The sequence below is a fragment of the Streptomyces aureus genome, assembly GCF_000725495.1.
GTDB lineage: Bacteria > Actinomycetota > Actinomycetes > Streptomycetales > Streptomycetaceae > Streptomyces > Streptomyces aureus_B.
Genome location: NZ_JNZD01000013.1, coordinates 583,025 through 603,846, shown reverse-complemented (window position 1 = coordinate 603,846; position 20,822 = coordinate 583,025). Strand labels below are relative to the sequence as shown.

Below are 20,822 nucleotides of genomic sequence, written 5' to 3'. Positions count from 1 at the left end.
CCACTCGCCGCACCCGGCCCGCCCGGTGTGCGCCGGAGCTCCCGGAGACACCACCGCGCCCCGCCGGACCGCTTGCGGGCGGTCCTGCGGGGCGCGGACGGAGGCGGCCCGGACACGAGGTCCGGGCCGCGACGGGCGGTCAGATGTCCCGGAAGATCTCGATCTGCGCGCCGATCGAGTTCAGACGCTCGGCGAGGTCCTCGTAACCGCGGTTGATGACGTACACGTTGCGGAGCACCGAGGTGCCCTCGGCCGCCATCATCGCGAGCAGGACGACCACGGCGGGGCGCAGCGCGGGCGGGCACATCATCTCGGCGGCACGCCAGCGGGTCGGGCCCTCGACCAGCACCCGGTGCGGGTCGAGCAGCTGGAGCCGGCCGCCGAGGCGGTTGAGGTCCGTCAGATAGATGGCCCGGTTGTCGTAGACCCAGTCGTGGATCAGCGTCTGGCCCTGCGCGGTGGCCGCGATGGCCGCGAAGAACGGGACGTTGTCGATGTTCAGACCCGGGAACGGCATCGGGTGGATCTTGTCGATGGGCGCCTCCAGCTTGGAGGGCCGCACCGTCAGGTCGATCAGCCGCGTCCGCCCGTTGTCCGCGAAGTACTCGGGTGTGCGGTCGTGATCGAGGCCCATCTCCTCCAGGACCGCGAGCTCGATCTCCAGGAACTCGATCGGCACCCGGCGGACCGTCAGCTCCGACTCGGTGACCACGGCGGCGGCGAGCAGGCTCATCGCCTCGACCGGGTCCTCGGAGGGGGAGTAGTCGACGTCGACGTCGATGTTCGGCACACCGTGCACGGTGAGCGTCGTGGTGCCGATGCCCTCCACCCGTACGCCCAGGGCCTCCAGGAAGAAGCACAGGTCCTGGACCATGTAGTTGGAGGAGGCGTTGCGGATGACCGTGACGCCGTCGTGGCGGGCGGCGGCGAGCAGCGCGTTCTCGGTGACCGTGTCCCCGCGCTCGGTCAGCACGATCGGCCGGCCGGGCGTGATGGTGCGGTCGACCCGGGCGTGGTAGAGCCCCTCGGTCGCCGCGATGTCCAGGCCGAAGCGGCGCAGCGCGATCATGTGCGGCTCGATGGTGCGGGTGCCGAGGTCGCAACCGCCCGCGTAGGGCAGCTTGAAGGCCTCCAGGCGGTGCAGCAGCGGGCCGAGGAACATGATGATGGACCGCGTGCGGATGGCGGCCTCGGCGTCGATGGACTCCATGTCCAGCTCGCTCGGCTGCACGATCTCGAGGTCGACGCCGTCGTTGATCCAGCGGGTGCGGACGCCGATCGAGTTGAGGACCTCCAGCAGGCGGTAGACCTCCTCGATCCGGGCGACCCGGCGCAGGACCGTGCGCCCCTTGTTCAGGAGCGTGGCGCACAGCAGCGCGACACAGGCGTTCTTGCTGGTCTTGACGTCGATCGAGCCGGACAGACGACGCCCGCCGACCACCCGCAGGTGCATCGGACCCGCATATCCGAGCGAGACGATCTCGCTGTCGAGCGCCTCACCGATTCGGGCGATCATCTCAAGGCTGATGTTCTGGTTGCCGCGCTCGATGCGGTTGACGGCGCTCTGACTGGTGCCGAGCGCCTCGGCGAGCTGCGACTGTGTCCAGCCCCGGTGTTGCCGGGCGTCACGGATGAGCTTGCCGATACGTACGAGGTAGTCGTCTGCCATGGCGCGACCGTATATCGGATGTGAGATAAAGAAAAATGGAGCGCCGCCTTCCGGGTGGCGTGGGTCACCAGGCGGTGTTCGAGGGGCAGTTCGGGCGCCCCGCACCGGTCCGGCGGCGGCGCCCGCGGGGCGGCGGAGGGCTCCGCCCGAGCGCGCCGCCGCCGCGATTGCCGTCAAGGGGTGCTTCCGTGACGGTTCATCCGACTGGGCCGGTTTGTCCGACCTTGGGTCACTTCGCCTTGCGGGTGGTCTTGCGCCAGCCGAACGGGCCCGGCAGATCCATCGACGTCGTCCTGCGCCCGGTGCTGCTGTGCGTGTACCGCGGCCCGTGGTGTCCGCCGCCCGTGGTGATCGACCACGACTTGCGGTTGATGTTGAGCCGCACCCCGGGAAAGATGCGGAAGCTCTTGCGGAAGGTGAGCGGCATGGTGCCCCCCGGTGTCGTCTCCGCCGGGACCTTCCCGGCGGGAACCGGGTACCCCCGAACCGCCGCGGTGTGCCTGCTCCGGGCTTCGGGGCGTCAAGTTCCGTGCGTGCGGGGCGCGGATGCGGCCCCGCGCCGGGGTGATGCCGGATGATGCGGGCATTGTCCATTTAATGGGACAAGGGGAACGGCCCGGACATGCGGGCGTGCGGACATGACCTCTCCGCCCCCATGCACTAGAGTTATCTCGACATCGAGATATCTGCCGAGGCGTACCGCAGCCGCCCCTCTGGTAAGGGTTACCTAACTAAGCCTTACCTTAGCGGATCGGTCATCAGGCCGTGGCGGCAGGATGCGGTGGGAACGCGCACATCAATGAAGGAGACTGTCGTGTCGGCGAACAGCTTCGACGCCCGCAGCACGCTGCAGGTGGGCGACGAGTCGTACGAGATCTTCCGGCTGGACAAGGTGGAAGGCTCGGCTCGCCTTCCGTACAGCCTGAAGGTCCTGCTGGAGAACCTGCTCCGCACGGAGGACGGCGCGAACATCACCGCCGACCACATCCGTGCCCTCGGCGGCTGGGACGCGCAGGCCCAGCCCAGCCAGGAGATCCAGTTCACGCCCGCCCGCGTGATCATGCAGGACTTCACCGGCGTGCCCTGTGTCGTCGACCTCGCCACCATGCGTGAGGCCGTCAAGGAGCTCGGCGGCGACCCGGCCAAGGTCAACCCGCTCTCCCCGGCCGAGCTGGTCATCGACCACTCCGTCATCGCCGACAAGTTCGGTACGAAGGACGCCTTCGGCCAGAACGTCGAGCTGGAGTACGGCCGCAACAAGGAGCGCTACCAGTTCCTGCGCTGGGGCCAGACCGCCTTCGACGACTTCAAGGTCGTCCCGCCGGGCACCGGCATCGTCCACCAGGTGAACATCGAGCACCTGGCGCGCACGGTCATGGTCCGAGGCGGCCAGGCGTACCCCGACACCCTCGTCGGCACCGACTCGCACACCACGATGGTCAACGGCCTCGGCGTGCTCGGCTGGGGCGTCGGCGGCATCGAGGCCGAGGCCGCGATGCTCGGCCAGCCGGTCTCCATGCTCATCCCGCGCGTCGTCGGCTTCAAGCTGACCGGTGAGCTCACCCCCGGCACGACCGCCACCGACCTGGTCCTCACGATCACCGAGATGCTGCGCAAGCACGGTGTCGTCGGCAAGTTCGTCGAGTTCTACGGCGAGGGCGTCGCCGCCACGTCGCTGGCGAACCGCGCCACCATCGGCAACATGTCGCCGGAGTTCGGCTCCACCGCCGCGATCTTCCCGATCGACGGCGAGACCATCAAGTACCTCAAGCTCACCGGCCGCTCCGAGCAGCAGCTCGCGCTCGTCGAGGCGTACGCCAAGGAGCAGGGCCTCTGGCTCGACCCGGCCGCCGAGCCCGACTTCTCCGAGAAGCTGGAGCTCGACCTCTCCACGGTCGTCCCCTCGATCGCCGGCCCGAAGCGCCCGCAGGACCGCATCGTCCTCGCGAACGCAGCCGAGCAGTTCAAGAGCGACGTGCGCAACTACGTCGCCGACGACGACGAGGCGGGCAAGGAGTCCTTCCCGGCCTCCGACGCCCCGGCCTCCTCCAACGGCGTCCCGTCCAACCCGGTCCAGGTGACCGCCCCCGACGGTACGACCTACACGCTGGACCACGGCGCGGTGACGGTCGCGGCCATCACTTCCTGCACCAACACCTCGAACCCGTACGTCATGGTCGCCGCCGCGCTCGTCGCGAAGAAGGCCGTCGAGAAGGGCCTGACCCGCAAGCCGTGGGTCAAGACCACCCTCGCCCCGGGCTCCAAGGTCGTCACCGACTACTTCGACAAGGCGGGGCTCACCCCCTACCTCGACAAGGTCGGCTTCAACCTGGTCGGCTACGGCTGCACCACCTGCATCGGCAACTCCGGCCCGCTGCCGGACGAGGTCTCCAAGGCCGTCAACGACCACGACCTCGCGGTCACCTCGGTCCTCTCCGGCAACCGGAACTTCGAGGGCCGTATCAACCCCGACGTCAAGATGAACTACCTGGCCTCCCCGCCGCTGGTCGTCGCGTACGCCCTCGCGGGTTCCATGAAGGTGGACATCACCAAGGACGCGCTCGGCACCGACCAGGACGGCAAGCCGGTCTTCCTGTCGGACATCTGGCCGACCGAGGCCGAGGTCAACGACGTCGTGGCCAACGCCATCGGCGAGGACATGTTCAACAAGTCCTACCAGGACGTCTTCGCGGGTGACGCCCAGTGGCAGGCGCTGCCGATCCCGACCGGCAACACCTTCGAGTGGGACAGCGAGTCGACGTACGTCCGCAAGCCCCCGTACTTCGAGGGCATGACGATGGAGACCACCCCGGTCTCGGACATCGCCGGTGCGCGCGTCCTCGCCAAGCTCGGCGACTCGGTCACCACCGACCACATCTCCCCGGCCGGCGCCATCAAGGCCGACACCCCGGCCGGCCAGTACCTCACCGAGCACGGTGTGGAGCGTCGTGACTTCAACAGCTACGGCTCGCGCCGCGGCAACCACGAGGTCATGATCCGCGGCACGTTCGCCAACATCCGCCTGCGCAACCAGATCGCGCCGGGCACCGAGGGCGGCTACACCCGCGACTTCACGAAGGGCGACGCCCCCGTCTCCTTCATCTACGACGCCTCGCGCAACTACATCGAGCAGGGCATCCCGCTGGTCATCCTGGCCGGCAAGGAGTACGGCTCCGGCTCGTCCCGCGACTGGGCCGCCAAGGGCACCGCGCTCCTCGGCGTCAAGGCCGTCATCGCCGAGTCGTACGAGCGCATCCACCGCTCGAACCTCATCGGCATGGGCGTCCTGCCGCTCCAGTTCCCGGAGGGCGCCACGGCGGAGTCCCTCGGTCTGACCGGCGAGGAGACCTTCTCCTTCACCGGTGTCGAGGAGCTCAACAACGGCACCACGCCGCGCACGGTGAAGGTCACCACCGACACCGGCGTCGAGTTCGACGCGGTCGTCCGCATCGACACCCCCGGCGAGGCGGACTACTACCGCAACGGCGGCATCATGCAGTACGTGCTGCGCAACCTGATCCGCAACTGAGCGATCCGGTGAAGCAGGTGTAGGACCCGCTCCGAAAGGAGCCCGAGGGCCGCATTCCCGAACCACGGGGGTGCGGCCCTCGGCCTGTACGGGGCATCGCGTGGGGGCGAACTCCCTTCCGGGCGGCGTCCGATGGGCGTGCCCGGTGCGCCGGGCGTTTACAGGGGTTCTTGAGCGCGCTACTTTCCGAGTGAGGTGGGAGCGCTCCCATCCGGTGGACCGGAACCCGCCCGGGAGCCGCTCCCGCCTCGCCCGATCCCGTACACCCCACGAAGGGATTGTCATGCACGTAACAACATCGTGGCCGGCGGCGGGAGGACGGCCGCCGCGCTCTCGATTACGGCCCCCGCTCCCCGGCCGCCGTCCCTCCCCCCTCCTCGTCCTGATCGCCCTGCTGGCCGTGCTGCCGGCCCTCGCCCTGATCGTCGCGGCCGGCGGCCGGGCCCAGGCGCACGGCACGCCCATGAAGCCCGCCAGCCGTACGTTCCTGTGCTGGCAGGACGCGCTGACCGACACCGGTGAGATCAAACCGGTGAACCCGGCCTGCAAGGCGGCCCAGCAGGCCGGCGGGACCACGCCGTTCTACAACTGGTTCTCGGTGCTGCGGTCGGACGGTGCCGGGCGCACCCGCGGCTTCGTCCCCGACGGCTCGCTGTGCAGCGGTGGCAACCCCAACTTCGCCGGCTTCGATCTGCCGCGCTCCGACTGGCCGCTGACCCACCTCACCGCGGGCGCGACCGTCGACTTCGCCTACAACGCCTGGGCGGCGCACCCCGGTTGGTTCTACGTCTACATCACCAAGGACGGCTTCGACCCGACCGAACCGCTCACCTGGGACGCGATGGAGGCCACGCCGTTCCTCACCGTCGACCACCCGCCGCTGAACGGCACCCCGGGCACGGTCGAGGCCAACTACTCCTGGAGCGGGGCGCTGCCGGCGGGCAAGACCGGTCGGCACATCGTCTACATGGTCTGGCAGCGCTCCGACAGCGCGGAGACGTTCTACTCCTGCTCGGACGTCGTCTTCGACGGCGGCCACGGCGAGGTGACCGGCATCCACGACCCGGGCAACCCGACCGAGCCCCCGCCCGGAGCGTGCTCGGCGACCCGGCGCACCACCAACAGCTGGCCCGGGGGCTACCAGTCCGAGGTGACGGTCACCAACACCGGCACGGTCCCCATGCTCGGCTGGATGGTCGACTGGACGCTGCCCGGCGGGCAGTCGGTGGCCAGTCTGTGGAACGGCAACGCGACCTACACCGGCCAGGACGTGATGGTGCACAACGCCGACTGGAACGGCTCGCTGAGCCCGGGCGGCAGCACCACGTTCGGCTACGTCGTCCAGGGCTCGGGTGACGACCCGTCGACGGCCCTTCCCTGCCGGGTCGGCTGACGGGCGGTGCTCGGGGCGGACCGGGCGGGTGGGTTCGGACCCGCCCGGTCCGCGAGCCCGGACGCGGCGGGGGAGGCCCTGCCCGGGGATGGTGCGGCTTGTGGCGACCGCCGTGCGCGACAACGTTGTCGATCGGTCTGGGGGAACTCTATCGCCTCAACGGACAACGATGTCAAGAACGTTGAAGGCCACCTCGGCCCGTTCACGCCCCCCGACGGCCGGTACCCGTGCAGGTCGCCGGGCCGGACCGGAGCGTGCCCGCGCCCGGCCGGCGCCGCACGGCTCCATCGGAGTGGGCGCGGGGCGCGCCCCGGCACCGCGGGCGGTCTTCCGTGGTACCCGTGGCGCACGTTACTGTCCCTGCGGCTTGTGCGACCCCTGGTGCGCGACCCGTCCGAAGGAGGAGGGGCCGCGTCATGCGTTTCCGTCCGTCATCGTTACTGCTGGCCGTCGCCCTGACGGTCGCCGGCGCCGTCCCCGCGCTCGCCGCGCCCGTGTCGGGGCCGCCGGAACTCGTCAAGGACCCCACCGCGTACGTCGACCCGCTCATCGGCACCAGGAACGGCGGCAACGTCTTCCCCGGCGCCGTCACGCCCTTCGGCATGCTCTCCTGGAGCCCGGAGAACACCCGCGGCGACGCCACCCGCACCGCCGCGCCCGGCGGTTACCAGTACGACGCCACGCGCGTCCGGGGCTTCAGCCTCACCCACATGTCCGGAACCGGATGCGCGGGCGGCAGCGGCGACATCCCGTTCTTCCCGTACGCCGGTGAGGTCACCTCGTCCCCGGCGGCCGACACCAAGGACGCCGTCTACGCAGCAGGGTTCGCGCACACCGACGAGACGGCCGAGCCCGGCCACTACAAGCTGGGACTCGACTCCGGAGTGACGGCCGACCTCACCGCGACCCCGCGCACCGGCTCGGGCCGCTTCACCTTCCCCGCCGGCAAGCCCGCCTCGATGCTGATCCGCACCGCCAACTCCGAGGTCGGATCGACGGATTCGACCGTGCGCATCGACCCGGCGACCCGGACCGTCTCGGGCTCCGTCACCTCCGGGAACTTCTGCGGCTACCTGGACCCCGAAGGCCGGCGCTCCTACTACACCCTGTACTTCACCGCCCGCTTCGACCGCGCCTTCAAGACCACCGGCACCTGGCAGGACGACCGGCTGAACCCGGGCGCCACCGAGGCGAGCGGCGGCACCGGGGGATTCGAGCAGGGCGGCCGTCCCCTCGCGGGCAAGGGAGCGGGCGGCTATGTGGAGTTCGAGCCCGGCACCGACCCGGTGAACGTCAAGGTCGGGATCTCCTACGTCAGCCAGGAGGGCGCCACCGCCAACCTGGACGACGAGAACCCGCCGTCCCGCTCCTTCGCCTCCGTGCAGCGGGCCGCCCACCGCGCGTGGCGTGAGCGGCTCGGCGCGATCGGCGTGGGCGGCGGCACCGACGGCGACCGCACGACCTTCTACACCGCGCTGTACCACGCCCTGCTGCACCCGAACGTGATCAGCGACGCCGACCGCAGATACCGGGGCTCCGACGACAAGGTCCACACCGTCGGCCGGGGGCACGAGGCCCAGTACGGCACCTTCTCCGGCTGGGACGTCTACCGCTCCCAGGTCCAGCTGCTGACCCTCCTCGACCCGGACACCGGCTCCGACATCGCGCAGTCCCTGCTCGAACTCGCCCGGCAGAACGGGGGAGTGTGGGACCGCTGGCTGCACGGGGCGAGCGGCACGCACGTCATGAACGGCGACCCCTCGGCGCCCGCCCTGGCCGGCATCCGCGCGTTCGGCGGCACCGGCTTCGATCTGCGCGGAGCGCTCCGCTCACTGGTGAAGGCGGCGACCGTGCCGACCGAGGCCGACCTCTCGGCGGCGGGCAAACCGGTCCTCTCGGCCGGACAGCGCCCCTCGCTCGACAAGTACCTCGACCACCACTACATGCCCTCCGTGTCCAACGCCTGGGGCGGCGCCGCCGAGACCCTGGAGATGTCCGGCGCGGACTTCGCGATCTCCCAACTGGCCAGGGCAGCCGGGGAGAAGAAGACCGCCGCCGACTTCGCGGTGCGCTCCCAGTGGTGGCAGAACAACTTCAACATCGCGGCCGACCGGAGCGGCGGCTACATCGCCAACCGCAAGGCCGACGGAAGCTGGGTCACCGGGTTCACCCCCGCGACCGGCAACGGCTTCGTGGAGGGCACGGCCGCCCAGTACACCTGGATGGTGCAGCACGACCCGGCGGGCCTCTTCGCCGCCATGGGCGGGCGTGCCAAGGCCCTCGACCGGCTCGACACGTTCTTCCACGACGCCGACGGCGGCTGGGCGTTCAGCGGCAGCGGCGGCGACAAGTCCGAGCTGGACAACGAACCGTCGGTCAACGTGCCCTACCTGTACGACTACGCGGGCGCGCCCCACAAGACCCAGGAGACCGTCCGCGCGGCGATGACCCGGCTGTGGTCGACCCGGCCCGAGGGCATCCCCGGCAACGACGACCTCGGCGAGATGTCGTCCTGGTACGTCTTCTCCGCGCTCGGCATGTACCCCCAGGTGCCCTCCCGGGCCGAACTCGTCCTGGCCTCGCCGCTGTTCCCGCGGATCGAGATCGAACGTCCGGGCGGCGGGGACATCGAGATCCACGCCCGGGGAGCGGCCGCGGACAGCCCGTACGTCCAGTCGCTGCGGGTCGACGGCGCCGTGAGCGGCAGGCCCTGGCTCCCGGCCTCCTTCGTCCGGGACGGCGGCACCCTGGACTACACGCTGTCCGCGACGCCGAACCGGAGCTGGGGCACCGACGAGTCCGCCGCGCCGCCCTCCTTCCGCACCGGCGAGCAGCCGTACCAGATCGGGGTGGGCCCGACCGCCGCGACGCTCGCGCCCGGCACCAGCACCGCGCTCGACATCCGCGCCCTCGCCCTGGGCGGCGGCGCCGGGCCCGAGGTCCGCTTCCACGTGGACGTGCCCCCGGGCGTGAGCGCGACGCCGGCCGAGGGCACGGTGAGCGACGGCGCCCAGCGGATCACCCTCACCGCGGCCGAGGACGCCGAGCAGGGCTTCTCCGACGCCAAGGTGACCGTGACCTCCGGCGCCACCTCGTACACGCAGCCGGTGGCGCTCACCGTCGCGGCCCCGGGAACCCTCCTCGCGGCCTACGACAACACCGGCGTCTCGGACGACACCGGTGACCACTCCGAGGCCGACTACGACGGCGGCGGCTGGAGCTACTCCCGTCAGGCCCTCGCCGACGCGGGCCTGACCCCGGGCGGCCGGGGGACGGTGGACGGTCTGGCCTTCACCTGGCCGAAGTCCCCCTCGGGCCGCCCCGACAACGCCACGTCAGCCGGGCAGACCGTCGAGCTGGGCACCCCGGCGAGCCGGCTGTCCTTCATCGGCAGCGCGGTGAACGGCAACCAGAAGGCCACGGCCACCGTCACCTACACCGACGGCGGCACGGACGTGGTCGACCTGTCCTTCACCGACTGGACCGTCGGCGGCGGGGGCGGCACCGTCCAGTACGGCAACGAGACCGTCGCCAAGGCGGCCTACCGCAACGTCGCCGGCGCCGACAAGGACCCGGTGGCCACCTACGTCTTCGCCACCAGGCCGTTCACGGCGCCGGAGGGGCGGACCGTCAGGAGCGTCAAGCTCCCCGACAACGCGGACCTGCACGTCTTCACCCTGGCGGTGAGCCCGTGACCTGACCGCACGGAAGCGGCCGCGCACGGGCATCCGTGCACGGACGCGGGGCGGGCCCGGAGTCTCCTCCGGGCCCGCCCCTTCGTCGTTGGTCCGGTGCCGCTCAGGCCAGCAGTTCCACCTCCGCGAGGGTCGACTCGCCGTCGAGGACGAGACGGTAGTGGGCGTACGAGCCGGGGGCCGCGACCGTGAACGCCCGGGTCTGCCGGTCCCAGGGGAAGGACTCACCGGAGCGCTTGTCGAGGTCCGTCCAGGTCGTCCCGTCCGAGGAACCCTGCAGCGTCCAGCCGGCCGGGGCCTTGGTGTGGTCCGAGGAGGTCAGCGTGTACTGGACCCCCTTGGTGTCGCCGCCGACCGGCAGATCCACCGAGGTGACGGTGGCGTCCGTCGCCGAGGTGTTGTCGAACAGGGCGCCGTCCCCCTTGAGGGTGTCCGCCCGGGGCGTCGGCACGGCGTCGTCCTCGGTGACCGACACCGGGGCCGCGTCCTTGCCGGTGCCCCACGAGGACGGCTCGGGGCCCATGTCGAAGTCCAGCACTCCGCCGCGCGTGATCATCGAGTGGGGGAGCGAGGTCGACTTCCACTGCTTGCCGTTGAAGCGGACGCCCTGCACGTACACGTTCTTCGTGCTGTTGCGCGGGGCCTTGATCACCAGGTCCTTGCCGTTCTCCAGGTGGACGGTGACCTTGGTGAACAGCGGGGAGCCGATGGCGTACTCGCCGCTGCCCATCACCAGCGGGTAGAAGCCGAGCGAGGAGAAGAGGTACCAGGCCGACTGCTCGCCGTTGTCCTCGTCACCGTGGTAGCCCTGCCCGATCTCGCTGCCGACGTAGAGCCGGGAGAGGACCTCGCGGATGTTCTTCTGTGCCTTCCAGGGCTGCCCGGCCGCGTCGTACATGTAGTTCACGTGGTGGGCGACCTGGTTGGAGTGGCCGTACTGGCCCATGCGCACGTCCCGGGCCTCGGTCATCTCGTGGATGACCCCGCCGTAGGAGCCGACGGTGTCCGGTGAGGCCGTCTCGGGGGTGGAGAAGTACGTGTCGAGCTTCTGCGCGAGCGCGGCCCGGCCGCCGTAGAGGTTGGCGAGACCGCGCGAGTCCTGCGGCGCGGTGAACGCGTAGCCCCAGCCGTTCGTCTCCGTGTAGTCGTACCCCCACACACGGGGGTCGTACTTCGTGGAGTCGACCCGCCAGTCTCCCTCGGCGTTGCGGCCCTGGAAGAAGCCGGCCTTGGAGTCGAACAGGTTCACGTAGTCGCGGGAGCGGTTGAGGAAGTAGTCCGACTCCTCCTTGTAGCGCTTCTCGCCGGTCTTCCTGTAGAGCGCCTTGCCCATCTCGGCGATGCCGTAGTCGTTGACGTAGCCCTCCATGGCCCAGGACAGGCCCTCGCCCGTGGAGGTGCTCGTGTAGCCGAGGAAGGGGGAGGTGGCCATGCCCTTGCGGCCCACGCCGGAGGTCGGCGGGACGACGGTGGCGTTCTTCAGGGCCGCCTCGTACGCCGCCTTCGCGTCGAAGCCGACGCCCTTGACGTAGGCGTCCGCGAACGCCACGTCCGAGGAGGTGCCGGTCATCAGGTCCGCGTAGCCGGGCGAGGACCAGCGCGAGGTCCAGCCGCCGTCCTTGTACTGCTGCACGAACCCGTCCACCATCTCACCCGCTTGATGGGGCGTCAGCAGCGAATAGGCCGGCCAGGTCGTGCGGTAGGTGTCCCAGAAGCCGTTGTTGACGTACACCTTGCCGTCGACGATCTTCGCCCCGGTGTGGGTCGCGGTGTCGGGACCCGGCATCGGGGAGAACGGCGACGCGTACTGGTACGTCGAACCGACCTTCTCGAAACCGGAGTTCGGGTACAGGTAGAGCCGGTACATGCTGGAGTACAGGGTGGTCAGCTGGTCCGGCGTGGCGCCCTGCACCTCGATCCGGCCGAACAGCCGGTCCCACTGCCTGCGCGCGTCCTTCTTCACGCTGTCGAAGGACGAGCCGTCCGGGATCTCCTGGCGCAGGTTGTCCTTGGCCTGGTCGATGCTGATGAGCGAGGTGGCCAGCCGCAGGGTGACGCTGTGGTCGGCGCCGGGCTTGAACCGCAGGTAGCCCTTGACGCCGCTGGAGGAGCCCTCGGTCACCGGCGCGTCGAAGACGCCGTAGACGAACAGCCGGGTGGCGCCGGTCGACAGGCCGGACTTCACGTCCGAGTAGCCCGTGACCACGCCCGCCGAGGTGTCCAGCGTGAGGCCCGCCTGCTCGGTGACGTTGTCGAAGATCACGCTCGCGTCGTCGCCCGGGTAGGTGAAGCGCAGCGCCGCCGCGTGGTCGGTCGGGGCCATCTCCGCCTTGAGGCCGTTCTCGAACGTCACCCCGTAGTAGTACGGCCGGGCGGTCTCGTTCTCGTGCCGGAAGGCCAGTTCACGGGCGGTGCGTCCGGTGTCCGGGGTGCCGGAGACGGCCGACGGCATCACCTGGAAGGTCTGCCGGTCGCCCATCCACGGACTCGGTTCGTGGCTCGCGCTGAACGCCTCGATGGTGGGCAGGTTGTCCGCGTTGTTGGCGCGGGCGTAGTCGTACAGCCAGCTCAGCGAGCCCGCGTTGGTGACCGGCGTCCAGAAGTTGAAGCCGTGCGGCACGGCCGTCGCGGGGAAGTTGTTGCCGCGCGAGAAGCCGCCGCTGGAGTTGGTGCCGCGGGTCGTGAGCGCGTAGTCGGCCAGATGCTCGGCCGGCTTCTGCGGGGCGGCCCGGCGCAGCGCCACGTCGTCGAGCCAGCCGCGGAACTTCGCGGGGCCCTTCGGGGAGTCGTAGGCGAGCAGGATCCGGTCGACGGTCTTCCCGGCCGCGACGGAACCGATCCGGGAGGCCACGTTGTTCCACTGGTTGACGTACAGCACCTTGGCGGCGCCCTGGCCCTGCGGGGTCAGCGCGAAACCGTGCTGGTCCACGGCGTTCAGGGAGCTCAGCGAGGTGCCGTCGGTGAACACCAGGTCCACGGCCACGTTCGTGGCGTCGTAGTCCCGGTCGCCGTCCGCCATCGAGGGGAAGACGCGGTAGGACAGTTCGGTGTCGCGCCCGACCGCGACGTTCACGTCGAAGACCTTGTTGTACGAGTACGCCCGGCCGTCGCCCTTGTGGGTGCCGGCGTAGCGCAGGGCCCGCTTGCCGGTGAAGCCCGCGCCCGCCTTGGCGGTCGGCGAGCCGCTCGGCCCCCGGTCCACGAGCGAGAGCATGTCCTTGGGCGTCGGGTCGTCGCTCTTGCCCGTCGAGAACTGGACGTCGGCGATCTGGAGGATGTCGCCGCCGTTGTTCTTCGTGACCTCGAGCCGGAAGTGCCGGTACTCCACGGGCTCCTGGATGTCGTACGACTTCGTCTGGAACCGCTCGCCGAACGACTCCCCGGAGCGGGTGTCGAGGGTCTTCCAGTCCTTGCCGTCGGTGGAGCCCTGGAGCGTCCAGTCCTTCGGGTCGCGCTCGTCGTGGTCGTTTGCGGAAGTGAGCGCGTACGTGACCGCCCTGACGGGCGCGTCCAGGTCGAACTCCGCCCAGCCGGTGGGTTCGAAGGTCAGCCACTTGGTGCTCGGCTCACCGTCGACGAGGTTCTCCTTGACCTCGCCCGCGCCGGTGTTCTCGCCGCTGGCCCGCACGTCCGTGACGTGGTCGGTCACATTGCCGGGGATGCCGGTGCTGTAGCCGCCGTCGACCCCCGAGGTGCGCTTCGTCCCGTCGGGAGCGGTGTCCACCGTGTTGAGCCAGTCCGGGGCCGGATCGTCCGTCTCGAACGAGGAGGCGAACTCCCGGTCCGCCTTTGCTGCTTGGGCGGGCAGTGCGACCGCGACGCCCTGGGAGGCCGCTAACAGGGCGAGGGCCGCCACCCCGAGGGCCGCGGGCGAACGCCACCCCCGCGGCCGCGTGGAACTCTGTCTGCACCGGGCTCTGTGCTGCATGCGCGAGTACCCTCCCTGCACCTGGACAACGTTGTCACCTTGTTGCGCAAGGTCCATTTGGGCGTCAAGTCGACAGGGATGTCAAGGGTGTTGGGTGTGGCATCCGGGGTGAATACCGTGTGACGAACCGTGCATTGCGTTCATTGCGGGACGCCCCCGCCCTGTGGATCTTCGCCGGGGTGATCCTGGGCTGCCCCATATTTCCGTGAGGTCTCAACTCGGAAAAGACCGACGGCCAAACCTGCATTCGATCTTGCTCCGTTGGCGGGAAGTGGACTATACCTGTCGCGTCCGGCCAGTCGATCGACCGGCTCTGGACAGGCAGGACCCAGGGGGGAATTCCGCGGGACGGTGGAACGTGGGCCATACACGTACTGCCGGCTCGTCCCGCTGAATCCCCCACGCACGACCCCAGCTTGAACTGACCGCGGTGCCGGGGAGGATCCGGTTCACCGCCTGAGTCCTGGAGAAGGCGAGGACTTGAGCATGGGATCCACTTCCGCCGAGAACAACAGCCCCGAGGGTGTCGGCCGCCGCGACCTCATCAAGAGGTCGGCCGCACTCGGCCTGATCACCGTCCCGACGATGAGCTTCCTGTCCGCGTGTGCGAGCGGCGGGGGCGATGACGACAACTCCGGCGACAAGGGCACCGGCAAGACCAGCAAGGACAACCCCTTCGGTGTGAAGAAGGGCAACGGCAAGCTCGACGTCGTCGTCTTCAAGGGCGGCTACGGCGACGACTACGCCAAGGCGTGGGAAGCCGCGTTCGACAAGAAGTGGGGCAGCAAGAGCGCCCACACCGGTACCCAGGAGATCACCGGCAAGCTCCAGCCGCGCTTCAACGGCGGCAACCCGCCGGACATCGTCGACGACTCGGGCGCCCAGCAGATCAAGCTGGACGTGCTCTACAAGAACGGTCAGCTCCTCGACCTGGCCGCGGTGCTCGACGCCCCCTCCATCGACGACCCGTCGAAGAAGGTCCGCGACACCCTGATCCCCGGCACGCTCGACCCGGGCCTGCAGGGCGGCAAGGTCGTGGCCCTCAACTACATCTACACGGTGTGGGGCCTGTGGTACTCCGGCAAGCTCTTCAAGGAGAAGGGCTGGGAGGTTCCGAAGACCTGGGACGACTTCCTCGCCATCTGCAAGGACGCCAAGTCCCAGGGCGTCGGCGGCCTCGCGCACCAGGGCAAGTACCCGTACTACATCAACGTCGCCATCATGGACCTCATCGCCAAGCAGGGCGGTCTGGACGCCATGAAGGCGATCGACAACCTCGACCCCAAGGCGTTCGTCGGCTCCGACGCCGCGAAGGCGGCCATCGAGGCCGTCTACGAGGTCGTGGAAAAGGGCTACCTGATGGCCGGCACCAACGGCCTGACCCACACCGAGTCGCAGACCCGGTGGAACCAGTACAAGGCCGCGTTCATCACCTGTGGCTCCTGGCTGGAGAACGAGCAGCTCAAGCAGACCCCGGCCGACTTCGACATGAAGTTCATGCCGATGCCCAGCCTGCCGGGTGACAAGCTGCCGTTCGAGGCGATCCGGGCCGGCTCCGGCGAGCCGTTCATCATCCCGGCGAAGGCCGCGAACCTGCCCGAGGCCCAGGAGTTCATGCGCAGCATGCTCTCCAAGGAGTGGTCGACGCTCTTCGCCCAGAAGGCCAACTCGCTCACCATCCTCAAGGACGGCGTGTCCGACGGCGTGCAGCTGCGCCCCGGTACGCAGTCCACGGTCGAGGCCTCCAAGGCGGCCGGCTCCAACTCCTTCAACTACCTGTACCCCAACTGGTACAGCGAGATGGACGTCTCCATCCAGAACGCGTCCAACGAGCTGATGTCCAAGCGCATCCAGCCGAAGGAATGGCTGAAGCGCGCGCAGGCGGCGGTCGACAAGGCGGCCAAGGACCCGGCGTCCAAGAAGAACCACCGCGACTGATCACGTAAACCCGGAACACCAGGGGCAGGATGCCATGCGAAAAGGGCAGAACCGGTTCGTCGCGGGGTTTCTCCTCGCACCTTTGGCTCTGTATCTGATCTTCGTGATCTGGCCTTACCTACAGACCATCGGTTACTCCTTCACCGACTGGAAGGGCCAGTCGCAGTCGTTCAGTTTCGTCGGCCTGGACAATTACAAGGCGTTGTTCCAGGACGACGTATTCCTCCAGGCGATCTGGCACAACATCCTGTTCCTGGTGTTCATCCCGGTGATCACCATCCTGCTCGCCCTCTTCTTCGCCTTCATGGTGAACGCGGGCGGGCGGGGTGGCGCCGGCGGTGTCCAGGGCGTCGCGGGCTCACGCTTCTACAAGATCGTGTACTTCTTCCCGCAGGTCCTGTCACTTGCGATCGTGGCGGTGCTCTTCGGAGCCCTCTACCGCAGTGACAGCGGCGGTCTGCTCAACGGCCTGCTGATCAAGCTCGGCCTGGTGGACGGCAACAACCCCATCGAGTGGATGAACGAGCCCGACCTGGTGCTCTGGTGCCTGATGGCGGTCGTCGTCTGGCACGGCGTCGGCTTCTATCTGGTGCTGTTCTCCGCCGCCATGCAGTCCATCCCGAAGGACATCTACGAGGCGGCGCTGCTGGACGGCGCGAGCCGCACCCACACCTTCTTCCGGGTCACCCTGCCCCTGCTCTGGGACACGGTGCAGACCGCCTGGGTCTATCTCGGCATCATCGCGATGGACATGTTCGTCCTCGTCTCGACCATGACCCAGGGCACCGGCTACGGCGGCGGTCCCGACCACCACAGCGAGGTCATGGCGAACGTCATGATGCGCAACTTCCTCTACTTCGGGAAGAGCGGCTACGCCTGCGCGATGGGCGTCGTCATGCTCCTTCTCACCCTGATCCTGTCCGTGGTCACGCTGCGCGCCACCCGCCGCGAGCGCATCGAGTTCTGAGCGGGAGACACGACTATGAGCGCACCCATCACGGAGCCGGCGAAGGTCGACGGCGCCGCAGTACCCCCGCAGCGAGGCGCCCGGAAGGCCCCGCCGCGGCCGGGCGACAAGCGCACCGAGGGCGTGGCCCTCAACGTCTTCTCGCACGGGTTCCTCGCCCTGTGGGCGATCCTCATCATCCTGCCGCTGCTCTGGCTGGTCCTGAGCTCCTTCAAGACCGACGCGCAGATCGGCGGCTCCGCCCTCGGCTGGCCCTCGAACTGGCAGTTCGACGTCTTCAGCCGCGCCTGGAACAAGGGCATCGGCGACTACTTCACCAACACCCTGATCGTCCTGGTGTTCTCGGTCCCGCTGACCATGCTGCTCGGCGCGATGGCGGCGTACGTGCTGGCCCGCTACGAGTTCCCGGGCAACCGGATCGTCTACTTCTTCTTCGTCGGCGGGGCCATGTTCCCCGTCTTCCTGGCCCTGGTGCCGCTGTTCTTCATGGTCAAGCGTCTCGACATGCTGAACACCTACCAAGGCCTGGTCCTGGTGTACGTGGCCTACTCGCTGCCGTTCACCGTGTTCTTCATGCACGCCTTCTTCAGGACGCTGCCCACGGCGGTCTTCGAGGCGGCGGTGCTCGACGGGGCCTCGCACACCCGGGCGTTCTTCCAGGTCATGCTGCCCATGGCCAAGCCCGGACTGCTCAGCGTCGGCATCTTCAACGTGCTGGGCCAGTGGAACCAGTACATCCTGCCCTCGGTGCTGATGCAGCCGCAGACGAGTTCGGACCCCGAGCGCTACGTGCTGACCCAGGGCCTCATCCAGCTCCAGCAGCAGCAGGGGTACGCGACCGACCTGCCCGTGCTGTTCGCCGGCGTCACGATCGCCATGGTCCCGATGCTGATCGTCTACCTGTCCTTCCAGCGCCAGGTCCAGGCCGGTCTCACTTCGGCGACGCTCAAGTAACGAATCATCCCGTCCGTCCCATGCGCCACCTCCGTCCCGGGGGTGGCGCATGTGCGTGCGGGTCAGGTCACGATTCGAACATGACTGGGCGCCCCCGATTTCCGTCAAGGACTTGACTGCGGTAACCCGTTCAGCGGAGCTTGGAGTTCACAACTTGTAAGTGACCGGGGTCCCGTTGACGTGACCCAGATCACACGGGCGGCATCGGGGCCGCCCGGCTGAGGGCAGGAGTGGATGAGTCGATGGAGACTCCGGGGTCGCAGTCGTCGCTGCACCGAGCCAATCTGGAGCGCGTCGTGCGAGCGGTGCGGCTGGCCGGTTCGCTCACGCAGGCGGAGATCGCGAGGACGACGGGCCTGTCGGCCGCGACCGTTTCCAATATCGTCCGTGAACTCAAGGACGGCGGAACGGTCGAGGTCACACCCACTTCGGCCGGCGGCCGCCGGGCACGCAGCGTGTCCTTGAGCGGCGACGCCGGCATCGTCATCGGCGTCGACTTCGGGCACACCCATTTGCGCGTCGCCGTCGGGAATCTGGCCCATCAGGTGCTGGCCGAGGAGTCCGAGCCGCTGGACGTGGACGCGTCCGCCGCGCAGGGCTTCGACCGGGCCGAGGAGCTCGTCAGTCGCCTGATCGCAGCAACCGGGGTCGACCGGTCCAAAATCGCGGGTGTGGGGCTCGGCGTGCCGGGCCCCATCGACGTGGAATCGGGGACCCTGGGGTCCACCTCGATCCTGCCGGGCTGGACCGGCGCCAGGCCCGCCGAGGAGCTGCGGGGGCGGCTCGGCGTGCCGGTGCACGTGGACAACGACGCCAATCTGGGCGCGCTCGGCGAGATGGTCTGGGGCAGCGGGCGAGGGGTCCGCGATCTCGCGTACATCAAGGTCGCCAGCGGCGTCGGCGCGGGTCTGGTCATCGAGGGCAAGATCTACCGCGGCCCGGGTGGCACAGCGGGAGAAATCGGGCATATTACACTTGATGAATCCGGCCCCGTGTGCCGTTGCGGCAACCGTGGCTGTCTGGAGACCTTTGCGGCGGCGCGCTATGTGCTGCCGCTCCTCCAGTCCAGTCACGGCACCGATCTGACCATGGAGGGCGTGGTCAGGCTGGCGCGGGACGGAGATCCGGGCTGCCGTCGGGTGATCGCCGACGTCGGTCGCCACATCGGCAGTGGAGTCGCGAATCTCTGCAATTTGCTGAACCCGAGTCGGGTGGTCCTCGGCGGCGATCTCGCCGAGGCCGGTGAGCTCGTCCTCGGGCCCATAAGGGAGTCTGTCGGCCGCTACGCGATCCCCAGCGCCGCACGTCAACTCTCGGTGTTGCCAGGGGCACTTGGGGGCCGTGCGGAGGTGCTCGGAGCGCTCGCTCTCGCACTCAGCGAGATGGGCGATTCGACCCTTTTGGATGGCTCTCTCACGGCTGCGGCTCCTGCCTTCACTTAGAGAACGCATGGCACCGTTGCCATCTCGTTAAGTATTTACTTCTTGACGTCGCACGTGTGGCCGAGTTGACTCCAGTCCACCTCGGCCGCAACGACGCGGCCTCGTCAGGGAGGTTTGAGAATGAACACGCAGATGCGTCGTGCCGCCGTTGCCGTTGCCGCTGGTGCAATGGCTGTCTCGCTCGCCGCTTGTGGCAGCGCCAAGGAGTCGGGCGGCAGCAGCGACAGCTCCGCCAGCTCCGCGAAGAAGGGCGACGCGATCAAGGTCGGTCTGCTCCTTCCGGAGAACCAGACGGCCCGCTACGAGAAGTTCGACAAGCCGCTGATCGAGAAGAAGGTCGCGGAGCTCACGAACAACAAGGGCACGGTCGTCTACGCCAACGCGAAGCAGGACGCCAGCACCCAGAACCAGCAGGTCGACACCATGATCACCAACAAGGTGGACGTGCTGATCGTCGACGCTGTGGACGCCGCCGCGATCAAGAGCTCGGTCCAGAAGGCCAAGGACGCCGGCATCCCGGTCGTGGCCTACGACCGCCTCGCGCAGGGCCCCATCTCGGGCTACACCTCGTTCGACAACAAGACCGTCGGCAAGACGCAGGGTGAGGCGCTCCTCCAGGCGCTCGGCTCCAAGGCCAAGTCCGGCAAGATCGTCATGATGAACGGTTCGGTCACCGACCCGAACGCCGCTCAGTTCAAGGCCGGCGCCCACGAGGTGCTCGACGGCAAGGTGAACGTGGGCAAGGAGTACGACACCAAGGAGTGGAAGCCGGAGAACGCCAACGCCAACATGGAGGCGGCGATCTCGGCTCTCGGCAAGAAGAACATCATCGGTGTCTACTCCGCGAACGACGGCATGGCCGGCGGTATCATCACCGCGCTGAAGGCCGCCGGCATCAAGGTCCCGGTCACGGGCCAGGACGCCGAGCTCGCCGGTGTGCAGCGCATCCTCGCGGGTGAGCAGTTCATGAGCGTCTACAAGCCGTACGCCCCGGAGGCCGACGCGGCCGCCGAGCTGGCCGTCGCGCTCGCCCAGGGCAAGTCCCTCGACACCGTCGCCAAGGACAAGGTCGACAGCCCGACCGACAAGCAGATCCCGTCCCTGCTGGTTCCGGTCACCTCGCTGACCAAGGACAACATCAAGGACACCGTCGTCAAGGACGGCCTGTACACGGTCCAGGACATCTGCACCCCGGCCTACGCCGCGGCCTGCAAGAAGGCCGGCCTGCAGTAAACAACCGCGAGTAGCCAACGCGTACGGGAATTCGCCGCAGAGTTCCCGTACGTGACTCGTGCGATCCAAAGCTC

11 protein-coding genes are annotated in these 20,822 nt (G+C 68.8%); 8 read left to right on the top strand and 3 right to left on the bottom strand.

All coding sequences use genetic code 11. The features are described from left to right. Positions 1-139: 139 nt before the first annotated feature. Positions 140-1,669, bottom strand: coding sequence for a helix-turn-helix domain-containing protein (locus tag IO36_RS20985; RefSeq protein WP_037621847.1), 1,530 nt, complete (start codon positions 1,667-1,669; stop codon positions 140-142). A gap of 229 nt (positions 1,670-1,898) precedes the next feature. Beyond that, the gene (locus IO36_RS20980) at positions 1,899-2,096 is read right to left on the bottom strand and encodes a DUF4236 domain-containing protein (RefSeq protein ID WP_037621846.1); all 198 of its coding nucleotides are present in this window, start codon (positions 2,094-2,096) and stop codon (positions 1,899-1,901) included. A 387-nt stretch (positions 2,097-2,483) separates the two neighbouring features. Between IO36_RS20980 and acnA the strand changes: the two genes are divergently transcribed. From acnA to IO36_RS20965, 3 genes are all read left to right on the top strand, one after another. Beyond that, complete coding sequence (gene acnA, locus IO36_RS20975) at positions 2,484-5,198, top strand: aconitate hydratase AcnA (protein ID WP_037622063.1); 2,715 nt, start codon at positions 2,484-2,486, stop codon at positions 5,196-5,198. Between the two features lie 283 nt (positions 5,199-5,481). Next, positions 5,482-6,591, top strand: coding sequence for a lytic polysaccharide monooxygenase auxiliary activity family 9 protein (locus IO36_RS20970; RefSeq protein ID WP_078943324.1), 1,110 nt, complete (start codon positions 5,482-5,484; stop codon positions 6,589-6,591). A gap of 416 nt (positions 6,592-7,007) precedes the next feature. Further along, positions 7,008-10,286, top strand: coding sequence for a GH92 family glycosyl hydrolase (locus IO36_RS20965; RefSeq protein WP_037621845.1), 3,279 nt, complete (start codon positions 7,008-7,010; stop codon positions 10,284-10,286). Between the two features lie 103 nt (positions 10,287-10,389). On the opposite strand, the gene IO36_RS20960 is transcribed toward IO36_RS20965, so the two are convergent. Beyond that, positions 10,390-14,214: a GH92 family glycosyl hydrolase gene (locus tag IO36_RS20960; RefSeq protein ID WP_078943323.1), complete on the bottom strand. Its 3,825-nt coding sequence runs from the start codon at positions 14,212-14,214 to the stop codon at positions 10,390-10,392. 486 nt (positions 14,215-14,700) lie between these two features. Here IO36_RS20960 and ngcE point away from each other — a divergent pair, with 486 nt between their 5' ends. From ngcE to IO36_RS20935, 5 genes are all read left to right on the top strand, one after another. Continuing rightward, positions 14,701-16,152, top strand: coding sequence for an N-acetylglucosamine/diacetylchitobiose ABC transporter substrate-binding protein (gene ngcE / locus IO36_RS20955; RefSeq protein ID WP_037621844.1), 1,452 nt, complete (start codon positions 14,701-14,703; stop codon positions 16,150-16,152). A gap of 34 nt (positions 16,153-16,186) precedes the next feature. Beyond that, positions 16,187-17,119, top strand: coding sequence for a carbohydrate ABC transporter permease (locus IO36_RS20950; protein ID WP_037621843.1), 933 nt, complete (start codon positions 16,187-16,189; stop codon positions 17,117-17,119). 15 nt (positions 17,120-17,134) lie between these two features. Further along, positions 17,135-18,073: a carbohydrate ABC transporter permease gene (locus IO36_RS20945; protein ID WP_037621842.1), complete on the top strand. Its 939-nt coding sequence runs from the start codon at positions 17,135-17,137 to the stop codon at positions 18,071-18,073. Positions 18,074-18,315: 242 nt separating this feature from the next. Beyond that, positions 18,316-19,515, top strand: a complete 1,200-nt coding sequence (locus IO36_RS20940; protein WP_037621841.1) for an ROK family transcriptional regulator — start codon at positions 18,316-18,318, stop codon at positions 19,513-19,515. A gap of 132 nt (positions 19,516-19,647) precedes the next feature. Next, positions 19,648-20,748, top strand: a complete 1,101-nt coding sequence (locus IO36_RS20935; protein ID WP_037622059.1) for a substrate-binding domain-containing protein — start codon at positions 19,648-19,650, stop codon at positions 20,746-20,748. Positions 20,749-20,822 lie beyond the last annotated feature (74 nt).

What these genes read in the sequence shown, in the direction of transcription:
- ngcE (WP_037621844.1), top strand. Translation starts at nt 14,701, where the DNA reads ATGGGATCCACTTCCGCCGAGAACAACAGCCCCGAGGGTGTCGGCCGC.
- IO36_RS20935 (WP_037622059.1), top strand. Translation starts at nt 19,648, where the DNA reads ATGCGTCGTGCCGCCGTTGCCGTTGCCGCTGGTGCAATGGCTGTCTCG.
- IO36_RS20965 (WP_037621845.1), top strand. Translation starts at nt 7,008, where the DNA reads ATGCGTTTCCGTCCGTCATCGTTACTGCTGGCCGTCGCCCTGACGGTC.
- IO36_RS20985 (WP_037621847.1), bottom strand. Translation starts at nt 1,669, where the DNA reads ATGGCAGACGACTACCTCGTACGTATCGGCAAGCTCATCCGTGACGCC.
- IO36_RS20980 (WP_037621846.1), bottom strand. Translation starts at nt 2,096, where the DNA reads ATGCCGCTCACCTTCCGCAAGAGCTTCCGCATCTTTCCCGGGGTGCGG.
- IO36_RS20960 (WP_078943323.1), bottom strand. Translation starts at nt 14,214, where the DNA reads ATGCAGCACAGAGCCCGGTGCAGACAGAGTTCCACGCGGCCGCGGGGG.
- IO36_RS20970 (WP_078943324.1), top strand. Translation starts at nt 5,482, where the DNA reads ATGCACGTAACAACATCGTGGCCGGCGGCGGGAGGACGGCCGCCGCGC.
- IO36_RS20950 (WP_037621843.1), top strand. Translation starts at nt 16,187, where the DNA reads ATGCGAAAAGGGCAGAACCGGTTCGTCGCGGGGTTTCTCCTCGCACCT.
- IO36_RS20945 (WP_037621842.1), top strand. Translation starts at nt 17,135, where the DNA reads ATGAGCGCACCCATCACGGAGCCGGCGAAGGTCGACGGCGCCGCAGTA.
- IO36_RS20940 (WP_037621841.1), top strand. Translation starts at nt 18,316, where the DNA reads ATGGAGACTCCGGGGTCGCAGTCGTCGCTGCACCGAGCCAATCTGGAG.